Origin of the sequence: Stenotrophomonas sp. STK17_22, from assembly GCF_051983905.1 — a bacterium.
In the GTDB taxonomy this organism is placed as follows: Bacteria; Pseudomonadota; Gammaproteobacteria; order Xanthomonadales; family Xanthomonadaceae; genus Stenotrophomonas; species Stenotrophomonas maltophilia_A.
Window position 1 is genome coordinate 3,341,572 of record NZ_CP197010.1, and the last position, 19,033, is coordinate 3,360,604.

Here is a 19,033-nt window from a genome sequence, read left to right on the forward strand (position 1 = left end):
CGACATGGAGCCGCCGGGACGCGCCCGGCGCTCCCTTGGCGGCACCCACGCTAGAATGCGCGCATGCGCACCGTACATGCCCTCCGCTACATCACCCCCTTGCGGGAAGGTGGCTCCCTGCCGGCCGTGGTTGAGACCGACGACGACGGCATGGCCGTACTGAAGTTCCGAGGCGCCGGCCAGGGCCCGAAGGCCTTGATCGCGGAGCTGATCGCCGGCGAAATGGCGCGCACGCTGGGCCTGCCGATTCCGGAGATCCTGTTCGTGGAGCTGGACCGCGAGTTCGCCCGCACCGAGCCCGACCCGGAGATCCAGGAACTGATACGCGCCAGTGAAGGTTTGAACCTGGGCCTGGACTACCTGCCCGGTGCGATCAACTACGACCCGGCGGCGATGCCGGTGGATGCCGACCTGGCATCGCGCATCGTCTGGTTCGATGCGTTCACCAGCAATGTCGATCGCACCACGCGCAACCCCAACCTGATGGTGTGGCACCGCAAGCTATACCTGATCGACCACGGTGCGGCCATGTACTTCCATCACGACTGGGCCAACGCCGGCGATGCCTGCGAGAAGCCGTTCGTGCTGATCCGCGACCATGTGCTGCTGTCGTTCGCCAGCCGCATCGCCGAAGTGGATGCCGAGCTGGCCGCGCACCTGACCGATGCCGAGATCGAGCGCATCGTCGGCCTGGTGCCGGACAGCTGGCTGGTGAATGAGCCCGCGTTCGACAGCCCACAGGCCTATCGCCAAGGCTATATCAACTATCTCAAGCACCGCCTGAAAGTGCGTGCAGTGTTCGTGCAGGAGGCCATCCGTGCCCACGCTGCACACGTATGACTATGCGGTCATCCGCGTGGTACCGCGGGTGGAGCGCGAGGAATTCATCAACGTCGGGGTGATCGTCTCCTGTCCCGGTGCGCGTCATCTGGAAGCGGCCATCGAGATCGATCCGGCACGCCTGCACGCCTTCGCGCCAGCGCTGGACCAGGAGGCGCTGCAGCCATGGCTGGATGCGATCGTGGCGATCTGCCGCGGCGATGCCAGCGCCGGGCCGATCGCGCAGCTGCCGGCGCGCGCGCGCTTCCATTTCCTCACCGCCAAGCGCAGCTCGGTCGTGCAGATGTCGAGCACGCATGTGGGCCGCACGGCAGACCCGGCGGGTGTGGTGGAACACTTGATGACGAAGATGGTGCGGGTGCCGCGCTGACGCGCCCGTCTCTCACTTTCTGGCGCGCGCCCTGTGCCAGGCAATGAGCGCACAGGCTGCTGCAGCGGCAATCAACACCCACCCGGCTGCCGCTTGTCCATGCAGGTAGCCTTGTGCATACGCAGCACTGGCACCTTCGCTGGCCATGGCCGGAACACCCTTGAGTATCACGTGCACCCCACGCAGCAGCAGCACCATGCTGGCGACCAGACACACCACGGGAAGGAGTCGGCTCATGGCCCGATTCTGGTCCGCCACCTGCCCCAGCGTCAACATCGCTGCGGTATAGTCGCTCGGGACTACAGCGGCACTCTTCGCGCGATGTAGTTGACCACATTGCCGATCGCATCCGGATCGACATTGGCCAGGCCAACGATCACATAGCCCTGCACGGGTAGCACCACGATGGCACTGTTCGATCCGGGCGCACCGCCTTCGTGGCCGTACTGATGCTCCCTGCCCTCGCCCTGCACCACGAAGCCGAACCCGTACCAGCCCTTGTGGTTCTGCGCCGTGGTGGCCTGCTGCAGCAATGCAGGTGAGACCAGCTTTCCGCTGCGCAGCGCCTCGGCGAACTTCACCATGTCGCTCACCGTGCTGTAGCCACCACCGGCTGACATGCCGCGCCAGGGCAGCGACTTCGTTTCACGCACCCATTGCCCATCCTGCTTCGTATAGGCGACCGCACGCTGTGGCACCGTCACTGTTTCCGGTTCGAAGCCGGTGCCGGTCATGCCTGCCGGGCGCAGGATGTGTTGCTCCACATAGGCGTAGTACGACTGCCCGGAGACGGCCTCGATGATCCGCCCAAGCACGATGAAGCCATAGTTCGAGTAGCTGTCCTGGCTGCCGGGCGTGAACTGCGGTGCATCCTTGGCAAAGCGCTGCACATAGTCATCCAGCGTCTTCAGCGACGCGGAATACTGCTCGAAATCTTCGCCGAAGAAATCACCCAGGCCACTGGTATGGGTCAGCAGCTGACGAACCGTCACGCTGTTGGCAACGGCCTTGTTCGGATAGTCCGGCAGGTGCTTGCCGATCGTGTCATCGAGACTGAGTTTGCCCTCCTGCACCCGCTGCAGTATGGCCACTGCGGTGAACATCTTGTTGGAGGACGCAAGGCGGAACTGCGTATCCACGCCCACTGGAATGCCAGCGGTGCGATCGGCATTGCCACCGCGCCAGTCCAGCAGCACCTTGCCGTTCCGTGCCACCTGCAACGCACCCGACAGCGCGTCCTGGGCCCGCAGCGCCTCCAGCCTTGCTGTGGCATCGGCCATCAGGGCAGGCAAAGCAACCCTCTCCGGCTTGAACTTGTCCGGCGTTTCAGTGCCTTCGATCTGGAACTGCTTCAGGTGCGCCGGATTGTCCGGGTCCATGCTGGCCGTCACCCACATCGCGCGCTCGTTCAGCTGGCCCATCACCAGCACCTTCGCGTGACCGGGCGCGCTCTGGCGTGTTTCCAGCACACTCAGCGGGCCGGTGCTCTCGCGGAACTCGAGATAGTCCTTGGGGCTGCTGCCTTCCTTCTTCGCGTAGGTATCGGCGAACGCCTGCAGTTGCTCGAGGCTGCCAGCGTTGAAGGCCGCCAGCCAGTCATCGATGGCGTCCTGCGCACGTGGATGTGCACGCTCGGAAGATGTAGCGCCGATTGTTGGAAAAACCGGGGTAACCAGTAGAACCGAACAGGCCAGTGCATTGCAGAGAAACAGGCGTCCAACAACCCTCATGGCAGTTCCTTTGCGGGGATTCCTGGACGCATCCTAGACCAAGGATGCGGCCGCCGCATCGACACCAGGGACTCTGCCGCAACACCTCAACAGTGACGCTGAATGCTTCGATGCGCTGCCATCCACTCCGCGTGCGTGGTGGAATGCGCACAGCCCCGGATGCAACGTGAGTGCGAGATCCTTCGCAGTTGATGGAAACCCTGCTACCCGATGGCCCCGCTATCGCCTTGCCATCGTCTGTTCGCTGAATCTCGCCACGCAGAAGTCCAGGAAGCTGCGCAGCTTGGGCGTCAGCTGGCGATCGCGCGGATACACCAGGTTGATCCAGGTCGACACCGGTACGTAGTCCGGCAGCACTTCCACCAGCTCACCACGCGCCAATGCTCCGGCCAGCATTTCGTGCGGTTGCAGGATCAGCCCCAGCCCTCCGATGGCGGCGGTCAGCAGCGGCTCGGCCTGGTTGACCATGAAGCGGCTGGACACCGGCACGGTCAGCACGCCGCCATCGGTATCGCGAAAGCTCCAGCGGGTGCGGATGATCGAATGCGCGAAGCCCAGGCACTCGTGGCGGCTCAGGTCATTGGGATGGGCAATGGCCGGGCGCGAAGCCAGATAGTCCGGCGAGGCACACAGGACCAGCGGATACGGCCCCAACCGCCGCGCCACCAGCCCACTGTCGGCCAGATCGCCAGTGCGGAACACCAGGTCGTAGCCGTCTTCAACGATGTCCACCAGATTGTTGGACAGGTTCAGATCGACCTGCACGTCCGGGTACTGCTGCAAGTAGGCCACCACCGCGGGGCCCAGCGCGTGCACGCCGAAGGTGACCGGCGCACTGATGCGCAGGCGCCCCATCGGCCGCCCGCGCGCCACTTCGGCCAGCTGCTCGGCCCCCTCCACTTCCTCCAGGATCACCCGCGCCCGCGCGAGGTAGGCCTGGCCGAAGTCGGTCAGGCTCTGCTTGCGCGTGGTGCGGTTGAGCAGGCGCACACCCAGATGCTGCTCCAGCGCCTGGATGTGCTTGCCGACCAGCTGCGGCGACAGGTCCAGTGCCTCGGCAGCGGCGGCGAAGGAGCCGACCTCGGCCACCTTGGCGAAGGTCCGCAGGGGAACGATCAGGTCCATTGCAAACAATTGTTTTTCAATGAAACGCCAGATTACCCCTTATTCTGGATGCAGACTACGCGCACAGTAGCGCTCACCCTTTCGCCGGCGCCCTCGCCGGCCCTTCCTCGGAGCCCCCCATGAGCCAGGTTGTCCGCATCCACGAATATGGCACTGCCGATGTACTGCGCATCGACGATATCGACGTTCCCGCCCCCGCCCCTGACGAAGTCCAGATCCGGGTGAAGGCGATCGGCCTGAACCGCGCCGAGGTGATGTTCCGTAACGGCGCCTACCTGCAGGAAGCGCAGTTCCCCAGCCGCCTGGGCTACGAAGCGGCCGGCGTGGTTGAAGCCGTCGGCAGTGCAGTGAGCGGATTCACCGCGGGCGATGCGGTCAGCGTGGTGCCGCCGCTGGATATCGCGCGCTGGGGCACCTACGGCGAACTGGCCAACGTGCCGGCACGACTGGTGGTCAAGCATCCGCAGGCACTGGACTTTGAAACGGCCGCCGCGGTGTGGATGCAGTACGTCACCGCCTGGGGGGCGCTGTTGGAGCAGGCGCACTTGTCCGCCGGGGATTTCGTCATCATCACCGCCGCCAGCAGCAGCGTCGGCCTGGCCGCCATCCAGATCGCCAATGCAGTCGGCGCCACGCCGATCGCTGTGACCCGTGGGCCGGGCAAGCGCCAGGCCCTGCTCGATGCAGGCGCCGCCCACGTCATCGCCACCCAGGAGCAGGATCTGGTGGCCGAAGTGGCGCGCATCACCGGCGGCGCAGGTGCCCGCGTGGTGTTCGATCCGATCGGTGGCCCGCAGTTCGTGCCGCTGACCGAAGCGATGGCGCGTGGCGGCATCCTGCTGGAATACGGCGCGCTGAGCAGCGAACCCACGCCGTTCCCGTTGTTCAACGTGCTGGGCAAGTCGCTGACGTTGAAAGGCTACCTGTACTCGGAGATCGTTTCCGACGATACCGCGCTGGCCCGCGCGAAGGCATTCATCGTGGATGGCCTGGACAAGGGCACGCTGGCACCGAAGATCGCCAGGGTGTTCCCGTTCGCGCAGATCCAGGACGCACACCGTTACCTGGAATCGAACGAGCAGATCGGCAAGGTGGTGGTGACGGTGTGATCCAGCGTCATGCAACGGGGGCGGCCCACCGCCCCCGTTGCGGTTACCTGGGCAACGCAAACGCCATCACGTAATCGCCGTTCGGGGTTTCCATGAAATGATGGCCGCCGGCCATGATCACCACGTACTGGCGCCCGCCCTGCTCGTACACCATCGGGTTGGCCTGACCTCCCGCGGGCAGCGTGGCATGCCACAACTCCTTGCCGGTCTTCAGGTCGATGGCGCGCAGCAGGTCATCGGTGGCGGCGGCGATGAAGATCAGGCCGCTGGCGGTCACCACCGAACCGCCATTGTTCGGTGTGCCGATCTCGATCGGCAGGCCGGAGCGGATGCCGAAGGGTCCGTTGCCGCGCGCACTGCCGAATGGACGGTCCCACAGCAGCTTGCCGGTGCGCAGGTCGATGGCACGGATGCCGCCATAGGGCGGCTGCTTGCACAGCAGACCGGTGAACGGCAGGCGCCAACCGGCATTGACCTGGATGGCGTAGGGCGTGCCCACCTGCGGGTCACCCGCGCCTTCTGCTCCGCCCTTGTCGAACCGGATCTTTTCGCGCGGCAGCCAGCCCAACCGGTCGGCCTCCGCGCGTGGCACCAGCCGGTTGTAGTTCGGCATGTCGTTGTAGTTGGCCACGATCACGCCGCGGCGCGTATCGATGGACACACTGCCCCAGTCCGAGCCGCCGTTGTAGCCGGGGTACTCGATGGAATGGCGCTCGCTGCTCGGCGGCGTGTAGAACCCTTCGTAGTAGGCCTTGCGGAACTGGATGCGGCAGACCAGCTGGTCGATCGGGGTGATGCCCCACATGTCACGTTCGGTCAGCTCATGCTCGCGACGCAGCGTGTGGTACAGCGAGAACAGTTGCGTGGGCGAGCGCTGCTCGGGTTCAACACCACCGATGGGCACCTTGCGCTCTTCGGCCGCGGTCAGAAGCTGGCCGTTGCGGCGGTCGAGGATGTAGATGTCGCCCTGCTTGGTCGGCAACAGGATCGCCGGCACTTTGCCGGCAGCGGTCGGGTAATCGATCAGGCTGGCCTGCGAACCCAGGTCGTAGTCCCACACATCCTTGCGCACCGCCTGGAAATGCCAGACCGGCTTGCCGGTGGCCACGTCGATCGCCACCAGTGACGTCGCATAGCGGTTCTGGTTTTCCGTGCGTGAGCCGCTCCAGTAGTCACCCGCGGAATTGCCCAGCGGCAGGTAGACCAGGCCCAGCGCCTCATCACCGGTGGCGGTGGTCCACATGTTGGGCGTGCCGCGCGTATAGGTCTGCTCGCGCGGCGGCAGACCGCTGCGCTCGGGCTGGTCCATGTCCCACGCCCAGCGCAGCTTGCCCGTGATGGCATCGTAGGCCTGGATCACACCCGACGGCGCATCGCGGCGCTGCCCGTCCAGCACCTGGTGACCGGTCACGATCACGCCACGCACGATGGTCGGTGGCGAGGTGATCGACACGTAACCCGGTGGCACCTCCCCCATGCCCAGGGTGATGTCGACCTGGCCGTTGTTGCCGAAGTTGGCGCAGGGACGGCCGCTGTCCGCGTCCACCGCGATGATGCGGCCGTCCAGCGTGCCTTCGATGATGCGTGCCCAGCACGCCGGTCGACTGCCCGGTGCAGCACTGCGGGTGACGCTGGGCGGCGGCTCCGGCAGCGCCAGATCGGCGGCGACATCGGCCAATGCCGCATCGGCAATGGTCGGCGTGCGGGGCTGCTCGTAGTAGCTCACCCCACGGCAGGCGGCGGTGTACGGAATCGAGGCGTCCTTCACCTTGGGGTCGAACCGCCACAGTTCCTTGCCGCTGGCGGCATCGAGTGCGATCAGGCGGTTGCGCGCGGTGCACAGGTAAAGGCGATCGCCGATCTTCAGCGGCGTGGTTTCCGCGCCCCAGCGCTTCTTGGGCATATCGCCGGTACGGAACTGCCAGGCGGGCTGCAACGTGGCCACATTGGCCGGGGTGATCTGCTGCAGCGGCGAATAGCGGGTGGCTGCATTGCTGCGGCCCCACGCCGGCCAGTCGCCCTCGGCGGGCTGGTCAGCCGGCTGCAGGCCCGTGGTATCACGCGTAGGTTCCAGTCCGGCGCTGACCGCGCCTTCCGGGAACGGCTGATGCCCATCCACTTCACCATGCGGCGCAAAAGCCAGGCCGAAGGCGGCTACGAACACCAGCATCAGCACACCCGCCACGCTGCGCGACAGGCGTTTGGAGACCGGCTCGTGCAAGGTGGGCGCCAGCAAGGCCAGCACGATGCCGAGTGCGGTCACCAGGCCCAGCCGTGGCACCCAGCGCCAGTAGTCGCTGCCTGACTCCCACCAGGTCCACAGCAGCGTGCCGATGAACACCAGCGCGTACAGCAATGCACCGCTGCGGCGGTTGCCGAACAACAGGATGCCGCTGGCCAGCAGGCCGAGCCCGGCGATGGCGTAGTACGCCGAGCCGCCAAGGCTGAGCAGCCACGCACCGAGCCCGCCGATGACCAGGCCGAGCACGACCAGCAGCAGCGACAGCACGGTGACAAGGGGATGCCGGGAGGCGCGAACAGGGGCAGGAGCAGACTGCGGCGTGGCGGACATCGTCGATCTCCGGGGGCAGCATGCGCCGTTATCCCACCGCCTGCGTGAAGCGCGCGCGTATGTGCGGCATCCGGATACGACGACGCCGGCACAGGGCCGGCGTCGTCGGGTACCTCAGGCTCGTGGCAGGATCACTCCTGCGCGGCGTCCTCGCTGCTGGCAGCAGCCGGTGCGCCGTCGGTCGCGGCCGGGGCAGCGACGGCCACCTCGTCCTCGTCCTCGTCGATCGAGGCATCCATGCGCTCCACCGCCTGCAGCTTCTCGTCCTTGGACAGGCGGATCAGGGTCACGCCCTGGGTGTTGCGGCCAACGCGGCTGATTTCCGAGCCACGCGTACGCACCAGGGTGCCGCCATCGGAGATCAGCAGCACTTCGTCGCTGGAGCCCATCAGCACTGCGGCGACCAGCTTGCCGTTGCGCTCGGTGGTCTGGATGCCGATCACGCCCTGCGTGCCACGGCCCTTGCGCGGGTAGTCGGGCAGCGGGGTGCGCTTGCCGTAGCCGTTCTCGGTGGCGGTGAGGATGTACTGCACGCTGGCGTCATCGGCGCCGTCGATCACCGCATCGCCATTGGCTGCGGTTTCCTCGACACCGTTGTCGTCCTCGTTCTCGTCCTCGCTGCCACCGGCACTCTCGGCCACGATCAGGCTGACCACTTCCTCGCCGGCCGGCATCTTGATGCCGCGCACGCCGGTGGCGGTACGGCCCATCGAGCGGACCTTGTCTTCACCGAAGCGCACGGTCTTGCCGTTGGAGGCGAACAGCAGGATGTCACGCTCGCCATCGGTCAGGCCGACGCCGACCAGGGCATCGCCCTCGTCCAGGTTGATCGCGATCTTGCCGCGGGCCAGACGGAAGGCGAACTCGCCCAGCGGGGTCTTCTTGACCGTACCGTTCTTGGTGGCGAAGAACACGAACTGGCCATCGGCGTATTCACGTACCGGCAGCACGGCCTGAACGCGTTCGCCCGGCTCCAGCGGGATCCAGTTGATGATCGGACGGCCGCGGGCATTCGAACCGGCTTCGGGCAGCTGGTACACCGGCAGCCAGAACACCTTGCCCGAGCTGGTGAAGGTCAGCAGCGTATCGTGCGTGTTGACCAGCCACAGCTGTTCGATGAAATCCTCTTCCTTGGTCGCTGCCGCACTGCGGCCACGGCCACCACGGCGCTGTGCGCGGTACACGCTCACCGGCTGCCGCTTCACGTAACCGGCATGCGACACGGTGACCACCACGTCTTCCGGCGCGATCAGGTCGAGGATGTCCAGGTCTTCTTCGCTGTGGCGGATTTCGGTACGACGCTCGTCGCCGAACTCGGCCTTGACGTTGACCAGCTCCTCGCGGATCACCTGCAGCAGGCGGTCGGGATCTTCCAGGATGTGGATCAGCCCGGCGATCACTTCCAGCAGCTGCTTGTACTCGTCGGTCAGGCGGTCCTGCTCCAGCCCGGTCAGGCGGTGCAGGCGCATTTCCAGGATCTGGGTGGCCTGGATCTCGGTCAGCTGGTAGCCGCCCTCGATCAGGCCCACGCCCTTGGGCAGGTCTTCCGGACGCGAGGCTTCGGCACCGGCGGCACCCAGCATCGCACCGACCAGGCCCGGCTCCCACACGCGCGCCAGCATGCGCTCGCGTGCTTCATTCGGGTTCGGCGAGGTCTTGATCAGCTCGATCATCTCGTCGATGTTGGCCAGCGCAACGGTCAGGCCTTCCAGCACGTGGGCACGGGCGCGCGCCTTGCGCAGCTCGAACACGGTGCGACGGGTGACCACTTCGCGACGGTGGCGGACGAACGCCTCCAGCATCTGCTTGAGGTTCATCAACTGCGGGCGGCCATCGACCAGCGCCACCATGTTGATGCCGAACACCGATTCCATCTGCGTCTGCTGGTACAGGTTGTTCAGCACAACCTCGGCAGATTCACCGCGCTTGATCTCGATGTAGATGCGCATGCCGTCCTTGTCGGACTCATCGCGCAGCTCGCTGATGCCTTCGATCTTCTTTTCCTTGACCAGCTCGGCGATCTTTTCGATCAGACGCGCCTTGTTCACCTGGTAAGGAATTTCAGTGACGATGATCGATTCGCGACCGTTGTCGGCCACTTCGATATCGGCCTTGGCACGGATGCGCACGCGGCCACGGCCGGTGCGGTAGCCGGCGACGATGCCGGCGGTACCATTGATGATGCCGGCGGTCGGGAAATCCGGGCCCGGGATGTACTCCATCAGGCCGTCGACATCGATTTCCGGGTTATCGATCAGCGCGATGCAGGCGTTGATCGATTCGCTCAGGTTGTGCGGCGGGATGTTGGTGGCCATGCCCACCGCGATACCAGCCGAACCATTGACCAGCAGGTTCGGGAACCGGGTCGGCATGACCGTCGGCTCCAGTTCCTTCTCGTCGTAGTTGGGCTGGAAATCGACGGTTTCCTTGTCGATGTCGGCCATCAGCTCATGCGCGAGGCGCGACATGCGCGCTTCGGTGTATCGCATCGCCGCGGCGGAGTCGCCATCGATCGAGCCGAAGTTACCCTGGCCATCGACCAGCATGTAACGCAGCGAGAACGGCTGTGCCAGGCGCACCAGCGTGTCGTACACCGACTGATCGCCATGCGGGTGGTACTTACCGATGACGTCACCGACGATACGCGCCGACTTGAAGTAGGGCTTGTTGCTGTGCGCGTTGAGTTCGTTCATCGCGAACAGCACGCGGCGATGCACCGGCTTGAGGCCATCGCGCGCATCCGGGAGCGCGCGGCCCACGATCACGCTCATCGCGTAATCGAGGTAGCTCTTGCGCATCTCGTCTTCCAGGTTGACCTGGATGATTTCCTTGGCGTTTTCTGCCATTCGGGTTCCGTTGTCTGGTAGCGGTCCAGTCCGGCGCAGCCCTCTGCGGGAGGGGGTCGTGCCGGAACCTCGATTCAACCTGTGGATACTACCACAACAGGCCGTTTCCCGCCTCCCTTTACGGAGATTTTACCGGCACAAATCAGGAACTTAGGGGGTTGCCGGCCAGCGGCCGGCACTACCGGGGGCGGAGGTCACGCTGCCCCTTCCCCTGTGCCTCAACCGCCGAAGGCGGCGCGCATGTTCTCGGTGGTCGGGTTCAGGATCACCCCGCGCTCGGTCACGATGGCGTCGATCAGCTCGCCCGGGGTGACGTCGAACACCGGGTTCCAGGCGGCAATGCCCTCGGCCACGGTGCGGGTACCGCCCACGCCGTAGAGTTCGCCCGGATCTCGCTGCTCGATCTCGATCTGGCTGCCATCCACGGTCTCCATGTCCACGGTCGAGGACGGCGCCACCACCATGAATTTGACACAGTGGTGGCGGGCGGCGATGGCCAGCTGGTAGGTACCGATCTTGTTGGCGGTATCGCCGTTGGCGCAGATGCGGTCTGCACCGACGATCACCCATTGCACCGCACCGGTCTTCATCAGGTGCGAGGCGGCGGAATCGGCGATCAGGGTGGCGTCGATGCCATCCTGCTGCAGTTCCCATACGGTCAGACGTGCGCCCTGCAGCCACGGACGGGTCTCGCCGGCGAACACGCGGGCGATGCGGTGCTGGGCCATGCCGGCACGGATCACGCCCAGTGCGGTGCCGAAGCCGGCGGTGGCCAGCGAGCCGGTGTTGCAGTGGGTCAGCACGCCACTGCCGGCCTCGATCAGGCCCGCGCCCAGCGCGCCCATGTGGCGGTTGGCGGCCAGGTCTTCCTCGGCGATGGCCTGCGCTTCCGCTTCCAGCAACGTCTTCCAGTCGGCGCCGGCGGCGTTCAGGCAGCGGCGCATGCGTGCCAGCGCCCAGGCCAGATTGACCGCGGTCGGGCGCGATGCGTTGAGGCGCTGCAGCGCCGGTTCCAGCTGCTGCAATGCATGCGCCCCATCGGCGGCCTGCACGTCACGTGCGGCCAGCACCACGCCCCAGGCCGCGGCAATGCCAATCGCCGGCGCACCGCGCACGGTCAGTGCGTGGATGGCGGCGGCAACCTCGTCACTGTCATGGCAGACCACACGCTCGACCACGAACGGCAGCTTGCGCTGGTCCAGCAGTTGCAGGGCATCGCCGGTCCACAGGATCGGGCGGATGTGGTCGTAACGGGCGTAGTCGATGTCAGAGGCAGTGTTCATGGGCCCATTGTAGGGCCACGCCCCACGTGGTTGGAGCCCGCCCGGACTCAATTCACCGAGAATTCGGCGCGGCAACCGCCATCCACCCAGATCCCGTTGCGGTTCCAGCCCCAGGTGCTGCCTTCCTCGCACGGCGTGCTGGACAGCTGCTCGGAGACGACGGCACCGACCGAGATGCTGGCCCCGCAGAACCGGCGCTTCTTCGACTTCGATTCGCAGGTCAGCCGGCGTGGCACATCGACGAAGCGGCCGTCATCGTCGGCCACCTCGAAATCTCCCTGGCAGCCGCGGCTGGTCCAGACTTCGTTGCGCTTGTAGCCCCAGCCCTGCCCTTCCCGGCATGGCAGTGCCGACAGCTGCCGCAACAGACGCACGGGGGCACCGTCGAGGCGCACCGGGCAGCTCTGCGGACGACCATTGGATTCGCAGCGCACCACGCGGCGGACCAGGCGCTTGCCTTCCGTTGCCGCAGGCGCTGCACCTTCCGCACGACGCGCACGGAACTCTGCGCGGCAGCCAAGGGTGACCCACACGCCACTGCGGTCGGTGCCCCACTCGCTGCCACGGATGCAACTGTTGCTGGACAACTGGCGCACAAGGTCGATGCCATTGCTGACGTCGATATCGCAATGCACCCAGCCCATGTCGCGCGATTCGCAGGTCACCACTTCGCCGTCATAGCCCGCCTGCTGGGCCGACGCCGATGACGGCAGCCAGGCACCCCAGAGCGCGATGGAGTACACCGGTGCAGCGACAACCGCAAACCACTTGACCAAAGCCTTCCCCAGCAGGAATGGATGAACTGCGTGCCAGTGTCCGGCATCTGCCGTGATAAGAGCATCATCCTGCTTACCGAAGCAAGCGCGGAAACGCGGAATTCCGTTCAGCCTTCGATGTTCAGGAACGTGCGCACCGCGCTCACGCGTGGGCGAAGTCGTAAGCCAGCACATCGGCGATACGCGGCGTGCGGTTCATCGCCATCAACAACCGATCGACACCCACCGCCACGCCAGCGCAGGCAGGCATCGATGGCAACGCCGACAGTAGCGCCTCATCCACGGACGGTTGCACCTGGCCCCGCTCATGGCGTCGCTGCAGGTCACGCTGGAATCGCGCACGCTGTTCGTGCGCGTCGTTCAGTTCGTGATAGCCGTTGGCCAGTTCCACGGCCCCCAGATAAAGCTCGAAACGCTCGGCCAGCGGCGGCGTGCCGGCTCGAATGCGCGCCAGTGCGGCCTGGCTGGCAGGCCAATCATGGACCACGGTCATCACCGCGTCATCGAAATGCGGCTGGATATGATGGGTCATCAGCAGATCCAGCCAGTCATCGCGGGTCAGCCCGACCGGGTCGATATGTACCTCGCCCAGCGCGGCACGCAGCGCGGCCTCGTCGGCATCGAACGGATCCACACCCACGTACTGCTGGAACAGCTCGCGGTAACTGAGCACACGCAGCGTCGCACTGCGCCCGACCAGGGCCAGCGCCTGGCCGACCAGCTCGGCGGTTTCCTGCACCAGACGATGGTGGTCCCAACCGACCCGGTACCACTCCAGCATGGTGAATTCCGGATTGTGGCGGCCGCCCGCCTCGCCGTTGCGGAACACCCGGCCCAGTTCGTAACAGTCACCCACGCCCGCCGCCAGCAGGCGCTTGAGCGGATACTCCGGCGAGGTGCGCAGCCAGCGGCGGCGGCCACCGGCATCGACATGGCCGGTGAAATCGGTGTGGAAGCTGTCGATGTTCGGCTCGGTGTTGCCGGCCACCGACAGGATCGGCGTCTCCACCTCCAGCACATCGCGATCGGCGAAGAAGCGGCGCACCAGCGCGTTGAGCGCGGCACGCTGCTGCAGCGCGCGCAGCAGGGCCTCGCTCACAGGATGCCCTCCGGGCGCGGATGATCCAGCGGCAGGGTCAGCAGATCGCGGGTGTCATCGATGTAGCCACTGGCCAGGTACAGGCGCCGGGCCAGTTCGTTGTGGTGGTTCACTTCCAGCCGCAGGCGGCTGACGCCACGCCCGCGAGCGCGCTGTTCGCAGATGGCCAGCGCCTGCTTGCCGCGGCCGCGGCCGCGCGCGCGGTGACTCAGGTACAGCTCGTCCAGCAACATGAAGTGGCCGCCCTGCTCCAGGCTGAAACCCATCGCGATCACTGCGTAGCCCACCACCTCGGCGGCCTCGTCCAGCCACAGCAGCACCTCGCCATTGCGCGGATCGGCCAGCAGCGCGTCCACGCCGCGACGCACGCGCGCGTCGTCGAAGTCGATCTTGTCTTCGGCATAGAACTCGCGCATCAACGCGATCAACAGTTCTTCGTCGGCACGGGTGGCCAGGCGGAAATCCAGCGGAGCGGTCTGCATCGGTGTTCCTTTGTGTTTCATGCCGGGCGCCAGGCACCCGGCGGGGTCATCATTCGTGTTCGGCGAGGTAGGCCAGCAGGCGGTCTTCGTCCCATACCGGCACGCCCAGCGACTGCGCCTTGTCCAGCTTGGAGCCGGCCTCGGTACCGGCCACCACGAAGCTGGTCTTCTTCGACACGCTGCCGGAGACCTTGGCACCCAGCGCTTCCAGGCGTTCCTTGGCGGCATCGCGGGTGAGCTGGGCCAGGGTGCCGGTCAGCACCACGGTCTGCCCATCCAGCGGGCCGGCCACGATCTCGGCCAGCGCCGGTGCCTTGGCCAGGATCTGCTGCATCGCCTTCTCGGCCGCCAGCAACATCGCGCCATGGCCATCTGCATCGAGCCACGCAGCCAGGCCGCGTGCAGTGTCATCGGGCAGGCCGGCGTTGACGAACTGGCCATGCTCGGCGTCGAGCACTGCTTGCGCGCCGGAAAGCGCAGCGACCAGTTTTTCGGCGCGCAGGCGGGTGATGCCAGGGATCTCCGATTCGACCAGCAGCTGCGCCAGATCCAGCCCTTCGCGCAGCTTGGCACTGGGCGCATGCACATCGCTGATGCGCACCTGACCGACCTGCAGCAGGTCATCGATGGCCTGCTGGTTGCCCTGCTGCTCGAAGAAATGACCCAGCGAACGCGCCACTTCGCCGCCGATGTCCGGCACACGCTTGAACAGCGGCCATGGCAGGTGGCGGATCAGCTCCAGGTCACCGAACCACTGCGCCAGCGCCTTGGCCGTGCTCTCACCCACGTGCTCGATGCCAAGCGCGAACAGCAGGCGCTCCAGCGTGGCCGCACGGCTGGCGTCGATCGCCGCGATCAGGTTGTCGGCCCACTTGGTGGCGATCTTCTTCGTGTTCCATTCGAAGCTGGCCGGCTGTACCAGCGCCTGTGCTCGCCAGCCCGGATCGTTGCCATCCAGCTTGAGCACCGCATTGAGCACCGCACCACTGCCTTCGGCGGGCAGGTGCAGCTTCAGCGCAGCCGCCAGTGCGGAAGGGTCCTCGGCATCCAGCACCAGCTTCAGATGCAGCAGCTGGTCACGGTTGAGCCGGTACAGATCGGCCACGCTTCTGACGATGCCGGCGTCGACCAGAGTTTCGATGTACTTGTCACCCAGGCCATCGATATCCATCGCGCGACGCGAGGCGAAATGGGCGATGGCTTCCTTGCGCTGCGCCGGGCAGGACAGTTCGCCCGAGCAGCGCCATGCGGCAGCACCTTCCTCGCGCACGATTTCCGAGCCGCACACCGGGCAGCGCGTCGGCATCTGCCACGGCGTGGTGCCCGGCGGGCGGCGATCAAGGATGACGCTGACCACTTCCGGAATCACATCACCGGCGCGGCGCACGATCACGCTGTCACCCACGCGCACATCCAGGCGTGCGATCTGGTCGGCGTTGTGCAACGTGGCGTTGGACACGATCACGCCGGCCACCGCCACCGGTGCCAGCCGCGCGACCGGTGTGGCTGCACCGGTGCGGCCGATCTGGATCTCGATCGCCTCTACCGTAGTGCTCTGTTCCTGTGCCGGGAACTTGTGCGCGATGGCCCAGCGCGGCGCACGCGAAACGAAGCCCATGGCCTGCTGGCCGGCGCGGTCATCCAGCTTGTAGACCACGCCATCGATATCGAACGGCAGGCCATCGCGGCGCTCACCGATATCGCGGTAGTAGCCGAGCAGGCCGTCGGTGCCTTCCACCACCTTGCACAGCTCACTGACCGGGAAGCCCCAGGCACCGAGCTGGGCCAGCGTGCCCGAATGGGTGTCCGGCAGCTCGCCGCCCTGCACTTCGCCGGTGCCGTAGGCGAAGAAACTCAGCCGGCGCTGCGCACTGATCTTCGGGTCGAGCTGGCGCAGCGAACCGGCGGCGGCGTTGCGCGGGTTGGCCAGCACCTTGCCGCCCTGCAGGCGCGCACGTTCGTTGTAGGACTCGAAGTCGGCGCGGGCCATGTAGACCTCGCCACGCACCTCCAGCACATCCGGCCAGTCCTTGCCGTGCAGCCGCTTGGGAATATCACCGATCTCGCGCAGGTTGGCGGTAACGTCCTCGCCGGTACTGCCATCGCCGCGGGTCGCGCCGAGTACGAAATGACCGTCCTCGTAGCGCAGGCTGATCGCCAGGCCGTCCATCTTCGGCTCGGCCGAGAACCGCAGGCTGCGTCGGCCCAGGCGCTCGTCGATGCGGCGCACGAAGTCGGCCACTTCCTCATCGCTGAAGGCATTGGACAGCGACAGCATCGGCACCGCGTGGCGCACTTCCGGGAAGCGACCGGACGGGCGCGCACCGACCTGCTGGGTCGGGCTGTCGGCACGGGCCAGCTCCGGATGCTCGCGCTCCAGCGCTTCCAGCTCGCGCACCATCCAGTCGTAGTCGACGTCGGGGATCTCCGGCGCGTCCAGCTCGTGGTAGGCGCGGTTGGCCTGGGCGATCTGCCGGCGAAGGTCTTCGGCGCGTTCGGCGGGGCTGGGGCTCATCGGAATCCGGTGGTTCTGGGATGGCCGGGGATTCTACCGCGCCCGGCTGTCAGGCCCGGTAACGGCCCCGCCTTCGTAGCGTCGAGCTTGCTCGACTGGCCCTCCCCCGCCCTGGTACGTGCCAACCACTCCCCCGCTCTGGTACGCGCCAACCACTCCCCCCGCTCTGGTAGGTGCCAACCTTGGTTGGCACATCTGCAGTCGAACATGGTTCGACTCCACAAAGAGCAGCTTGCCGCCCACCACCACCGGCGCTAGCGTGCGACGGTCTTCCCTTCGGAATCCCACCCGTGACCCTGCCTGCCTCCCGTCGACGCTTCCTGCAACTGGCCGGTGCTGGCCTCGCCGTCGCCGGCACCGGGCTGCCGCAGCTCGGCCATGCCCAACCCGCGACAGCCGCCGCCCCAGCCCCTGCCGAAGGCGCCGTACTACTGAACTTCAACGAATGCCCGTACGGCCCCTCGCCCGCCGCCCAGCAGGCGGCGCGCGACAGCATCGCCAGCTGCGGCCGCTACCGCTTCGAACTGGCGGGCCAGGTGCGCGATGCGTTCATCGAGCAGGCCGGCATTCCGGCCGACCATATGCGCCTCTATCCGGGCTCCAGCGAACCACTGAACCGCGCCGCCACGCTGTGGACCGGCCCGCAGGCGGGGCTGGTAGTAGCCGACCCGACCTTCGAGACGCTGGGCGAGGTCGCCGCCGCACACGGTGCACACGTGCAGAAAGTGCCGCTGCGCGAGGACGGTGCACACGACCTGCGTGCGATGGTCGCCGCCGCACACGCACGCCCGACCGGGCTGCTGTACGTGTGCAACCCCAACAACCCGACCGGTTCGATCAGCCCGCAGGATGAGCTCGCCTGGCTGCTGGCCCACAAACCCGCTTCCACCCGCGTGCTGTTGGACGAGGCGTATCTGCAGTACAGCGAACAGCCGAGCCTGATCGCGCAGGTGGCGCAGCGCGATGACCTGATCGTGTTGCGCACGTTCTCCAAGCTATATGGCATGGCCGGCCTGCGCCTGGGCGTAGCGGCCGCGCATCCCGACCGCCTGCGCGAACTGGCCAGCCTGGGCGACAACCCGCTACCCGTGCCAGCACTGGCCGCGGCACTGGCCAGCCTGCAGGATCCTCAGTTGATCGCGCAGCGGCGCCTGCAGAATGCCAAGGTGCGGCAGGCCACCGTCGCGTGGCTGGGCAAGCGTGGTTTCAGCTGCGTGCCGTCGGAAGCGAACTGCTTCGTGGTGGATGTGCAGCGCGACGGTGCCGCCTTTGCCAAGGCGATGGCAGACAACGGCGTGATCATCGGCCGCAGCTGGCCGATCTGGCCACAGCGCGTGCGCGTGACCGTCGGCACCGAGGACGAGATGGCCGCGTTCCGCCATGCGTTCGCGAAGGTGGCCGGCGTACCGGCCTGACCCTGTTGGTGGGGGCGAACCTTGGTTCGCCCCATCCACGCATGGCGTGGATCTACTGTTGTGGGTGCCGACCGTTGAGGTTGGTGTGTGCCGACCATTGGTCGGCACACCATGGCGCTTACCAGCGCGGGGTCTTGGTCAGCGGCGGCGCCTGGTGCTGGCGATCATAGGCACGCAGTTCGTCACGGATGTGCGCGATGCGCTGCCGGCCGAGAGCGTTGCGGCTGTCGTCCAGCACCACGCCGTCGAGCAGCTCGGCCATGCGCTGTACGGTGGGCAGCATCTTCTCCCAGGCATCCAGCGCGGTCAGCGGTGCCGGCAGGGTCAGGAAGAAGGCGATGGCCGGGGTCTCCATGGCGCGGATGTTGGCCATGTCGAAGCTGCCCGGCTTCATGATGCTGGCCATCGAGAAAATCGGGCCGCGCTCGGGGTGACCTTCCACCAGGCGGTGGAACACGTTCATGTGGCCGAACACCAGGCCGGTCTTCTCGGCCGCCACCACGATGTCTTCGCCACGCAGCTGCTCGCCGGCCCGGGCAGCCACGAACAAGGAGACGATCTTGTCGAAATCCTGGGTGGCGCGCTTGCCGAGATCACTGGCGCCCGGGTCGGTTTCGCCCAGACCAAGTTCGGCCTGCTCGCCTTCCGTGCCCATGCCCGGTTCGACGCGGCCATCGGCCAGGGCGACGCCGTCTTCGCCCAGTACCGGTTCGCGGCGCTCGCCGCTGGTCGGTTCCGCGCCTTCCACGCGGCGCCCCTGGGGCTTCTTTTTCGGACGGCCAAACAGGAAGATCGCGGCGATCAACAGCAGGCCGGCGGCCAGGATGCCGATGCGCAACAGTGCCGTGTCGGACATTCGATAGGTTCTCCG

15 protein-coding genes are annotated in these 19,033 nt (G+C 66.5%); 4 read left to right on the forward strand and 11 right to left on the reverse strand.

Annotation, left to right across the window (positions count from 1 at the left end):
• Positions 1–63 precede the first annotated feature (63 nt).
• Both ACSYS9_RS15700 and ACSYS9_RS15705 read left to right on the forward strand, forming a co-directional pair.
• A complete protein-coding gene (locus ACSYS9_RS15700; protein WP_071227479.1) occupies positions 64–840 on the forward strand; it encodes a HipA family kinase in 777 nt (258 codons plus the stop codon).
• Positions 818–1,210, forward strand: coding sequence for a DUF3037 domain-containing protein (locus ACSYS9_RS15705; RefSeq protein ID WP_049400180.1), 393 nt, complete (start codon positions 818–820; stop codon positions 1,208–1,210). Before ACSYS9_RS15700 ends, ACSYS9_RS15705 begins: the two co-directional genes overlap by 23 nt.
• Positions 1,211–1,222: 12 nt before the next feature.
• On the opposite strand, the gene ACSYS9_RS15710 is transcribed toward ACSYS9_RS15705, so the two are convergent.
• The 3 genes from ACSYS9_RS15710 to ACSYS9_RS15720 all read right to left on the reverse strand — a co-directional run bounded on the left by ACSYS9_RS15710 (position 1,223) and on the right by ACSYS9_RS15720 (position 4,065).
• Positions 1,223–1,447 (reverse strand): hypothetical protein, encoded by a 225-nt coding sequence (locus ACSYS9_RS15710; RefSeq protein ID WP_125892069.1) that lies wholly within the window; start codon positions 1,445–1,447, stop codon positions 1,223–1,225.
• A 62-nt stretch (positions 1,448–1,509) separates the two neighbouring features.
• Positions 1,510–2,940: a serine hydrolase domain-containing protein gene (locus ACSYS9_RS15715; protein ID WP_071227478.1), complete on the reverse strand. Its 1,431-nt coding sequence runs from the start codon at positions 2,938–2,940 to the stop codon at positions 1,510–1,512.
• A 219-nt stretch (positions 2,941–3,159) separates the two neighbouring features.
• Complete coding sequence (locus ACSYS9_RS15720; RefSeq protein WP_071227477.1) at positions 3,160–4,065, reverse strand: LysR family transcriptional regulator; 906 nt, start codon at positions 4,063–4,065, stop codon at positions 3,160–3,162.
• 119 nt (positions 4,066–4,184) lie between these two features.
• Here ACSYS9_RS15720 and ACSYS9_RS15725 point away from each other — a divergent pair, with 119 nt between their 5' ends.
• Positions 4,185–5,174: a zinc-dependent alcohol dehydrogenase family protein gene (locus ACSYS9_RS15725; protein ID WP_071227476.1), complete on the forward strand. Its 990-nt coding sequence runs from the start codon at positions 4,185–4,187 to the stop codon at positions 5,172–5,174.
• Between the two features lie 43 nt (positions 5,175–5,217).
• Here the strand turns inward: ACSYS9_RS15725 and ACSYS9_RS15730 are convergent, their stop codons facing one another.
• The 7 genes from ACSYS9_RS15730 to ligA form a co-directional block, all read right to left on the reverse strand.
• Positions 5,218–7,746, reverse strand: coding sequence for a membrane-bound PQQ-dependent dehydrogenase, glucose/quinate/shikimate family (locus ACSYS9_RS15730; RefSeq protein WP_071227475.1), 2,529 nt, complete (start codon positions 7,744–7,746; stop codon positions 5,218–5,220).
• 131 nt (positions 7,747–7,877) lie between these two features.
• Complete coding sequence (gene gyrA / locus ACSYS9_RS15735; protein WP_049400193.1) at positions 7,878–10,592, reverse strand: DNA gyrase subunit A; 2,715 nt, start codon at positions 10,590–10,592, stop codon at positions 7,878–7,880.
• A gap of 218 nt (positions 10,593–10,810) precedes the next feature.
• A complete protein-coding gene (mtnA, locus tag ACSYS9_RS15740) occupies positions 10,811–11,875 on the reverse strand; it encodes an S-methyl-5-thioribose-1-phosphate isomerase (RefSeq protein ID WP_440568167.1) in 1,065 nt (354 codons plus the stop codon).
• 47 nt (positions 11,876–11,922) lie between these two features.
• Positions 11,923–12,651: a DUF3011 domain-containing protein gene (locus ACSYS9_RS15745; protein WP_071227473.1), complete on the reverse strand. Its 729-nt coding sequence runs from the start codon at positions 12,649–12,651 to the stop codon at positions 11,923–11,925.
• A 142-nt stretch (positions 12,652–12,793) separates the two neighbouring features.
• Positions 12,794–13,750 carry an EF-P lysine aminoacylase EpmA gene (epmA, locus tag ACSYS9_RS15750; protein WP_032127685.1) on the reverse strand — a complete coding sequence of 319 codons (957 nt, stop codon included), beginning with the start codon at positions 13,748–13,750 and terminating at the stop codon, positions 12,794–12,796.
• Positions 13,747–14,232, reverse strand: coding sequence for a GNAT family N-acetyltransferase (locus ACSYS9_RS15755; protein WP_032127684.1), 486 nt, complete (start codon positions 14,230–14,232; stop codon positions 13,747–13,749). Before ACSYS9_RS15755 ends, epmA begins: the two co-directional genes overlap by 4 nt.
• Before the next feature lie 49 nt (positions 14,233–14,281).
• On the reverse strand, positions 14,282–16,747 hold the full coding sequence (ligA, locus tag ACSYS9_RS15760) for an NAD-dependent DNA ligase LigA (protein WP_071227471.1): 2,466 nt from the start codon (positions 16,745–16,747) through the stop codon (positions 14,282–14,284).
• A gap of 290 nt (positions 16,748–17,037) precedes the next feature.
• Here ligA and ACSYS9_RS15765 point away from each other — a divergent pair, with 290 nt between their 5' ends.
• The gene (locus tag ACSYS9_RS15765; protein WP_071227470.1) at positions 17,038–18,162 is read left to right on the forward strand and encodes a pyridoxal phosphate-dependent aminotransferase; all 1,125 of its coding nucleotides are present in this window, start codon (positions 17,038–17,040) and stop codon (positions 18,160–18,162) included.
• A 118-nt stretch (positions 18,163–18,280) separates the two neighbouring features.
• On the opposite strand, the gene zipA is transcribed toward ACSYS9_RS15765, so the two are convergent.
• Entirely contained in the window at positions 18,281–19,018 is a 738-nt protein-coding gene (gene zipA / locus ACSYS9_RS15770) for a cell division protein ZipA (protein WP_071227468.1), read from the reverse strand.
• Positions 19,019–19,033 lie beyond the last annotated feature (15 nt).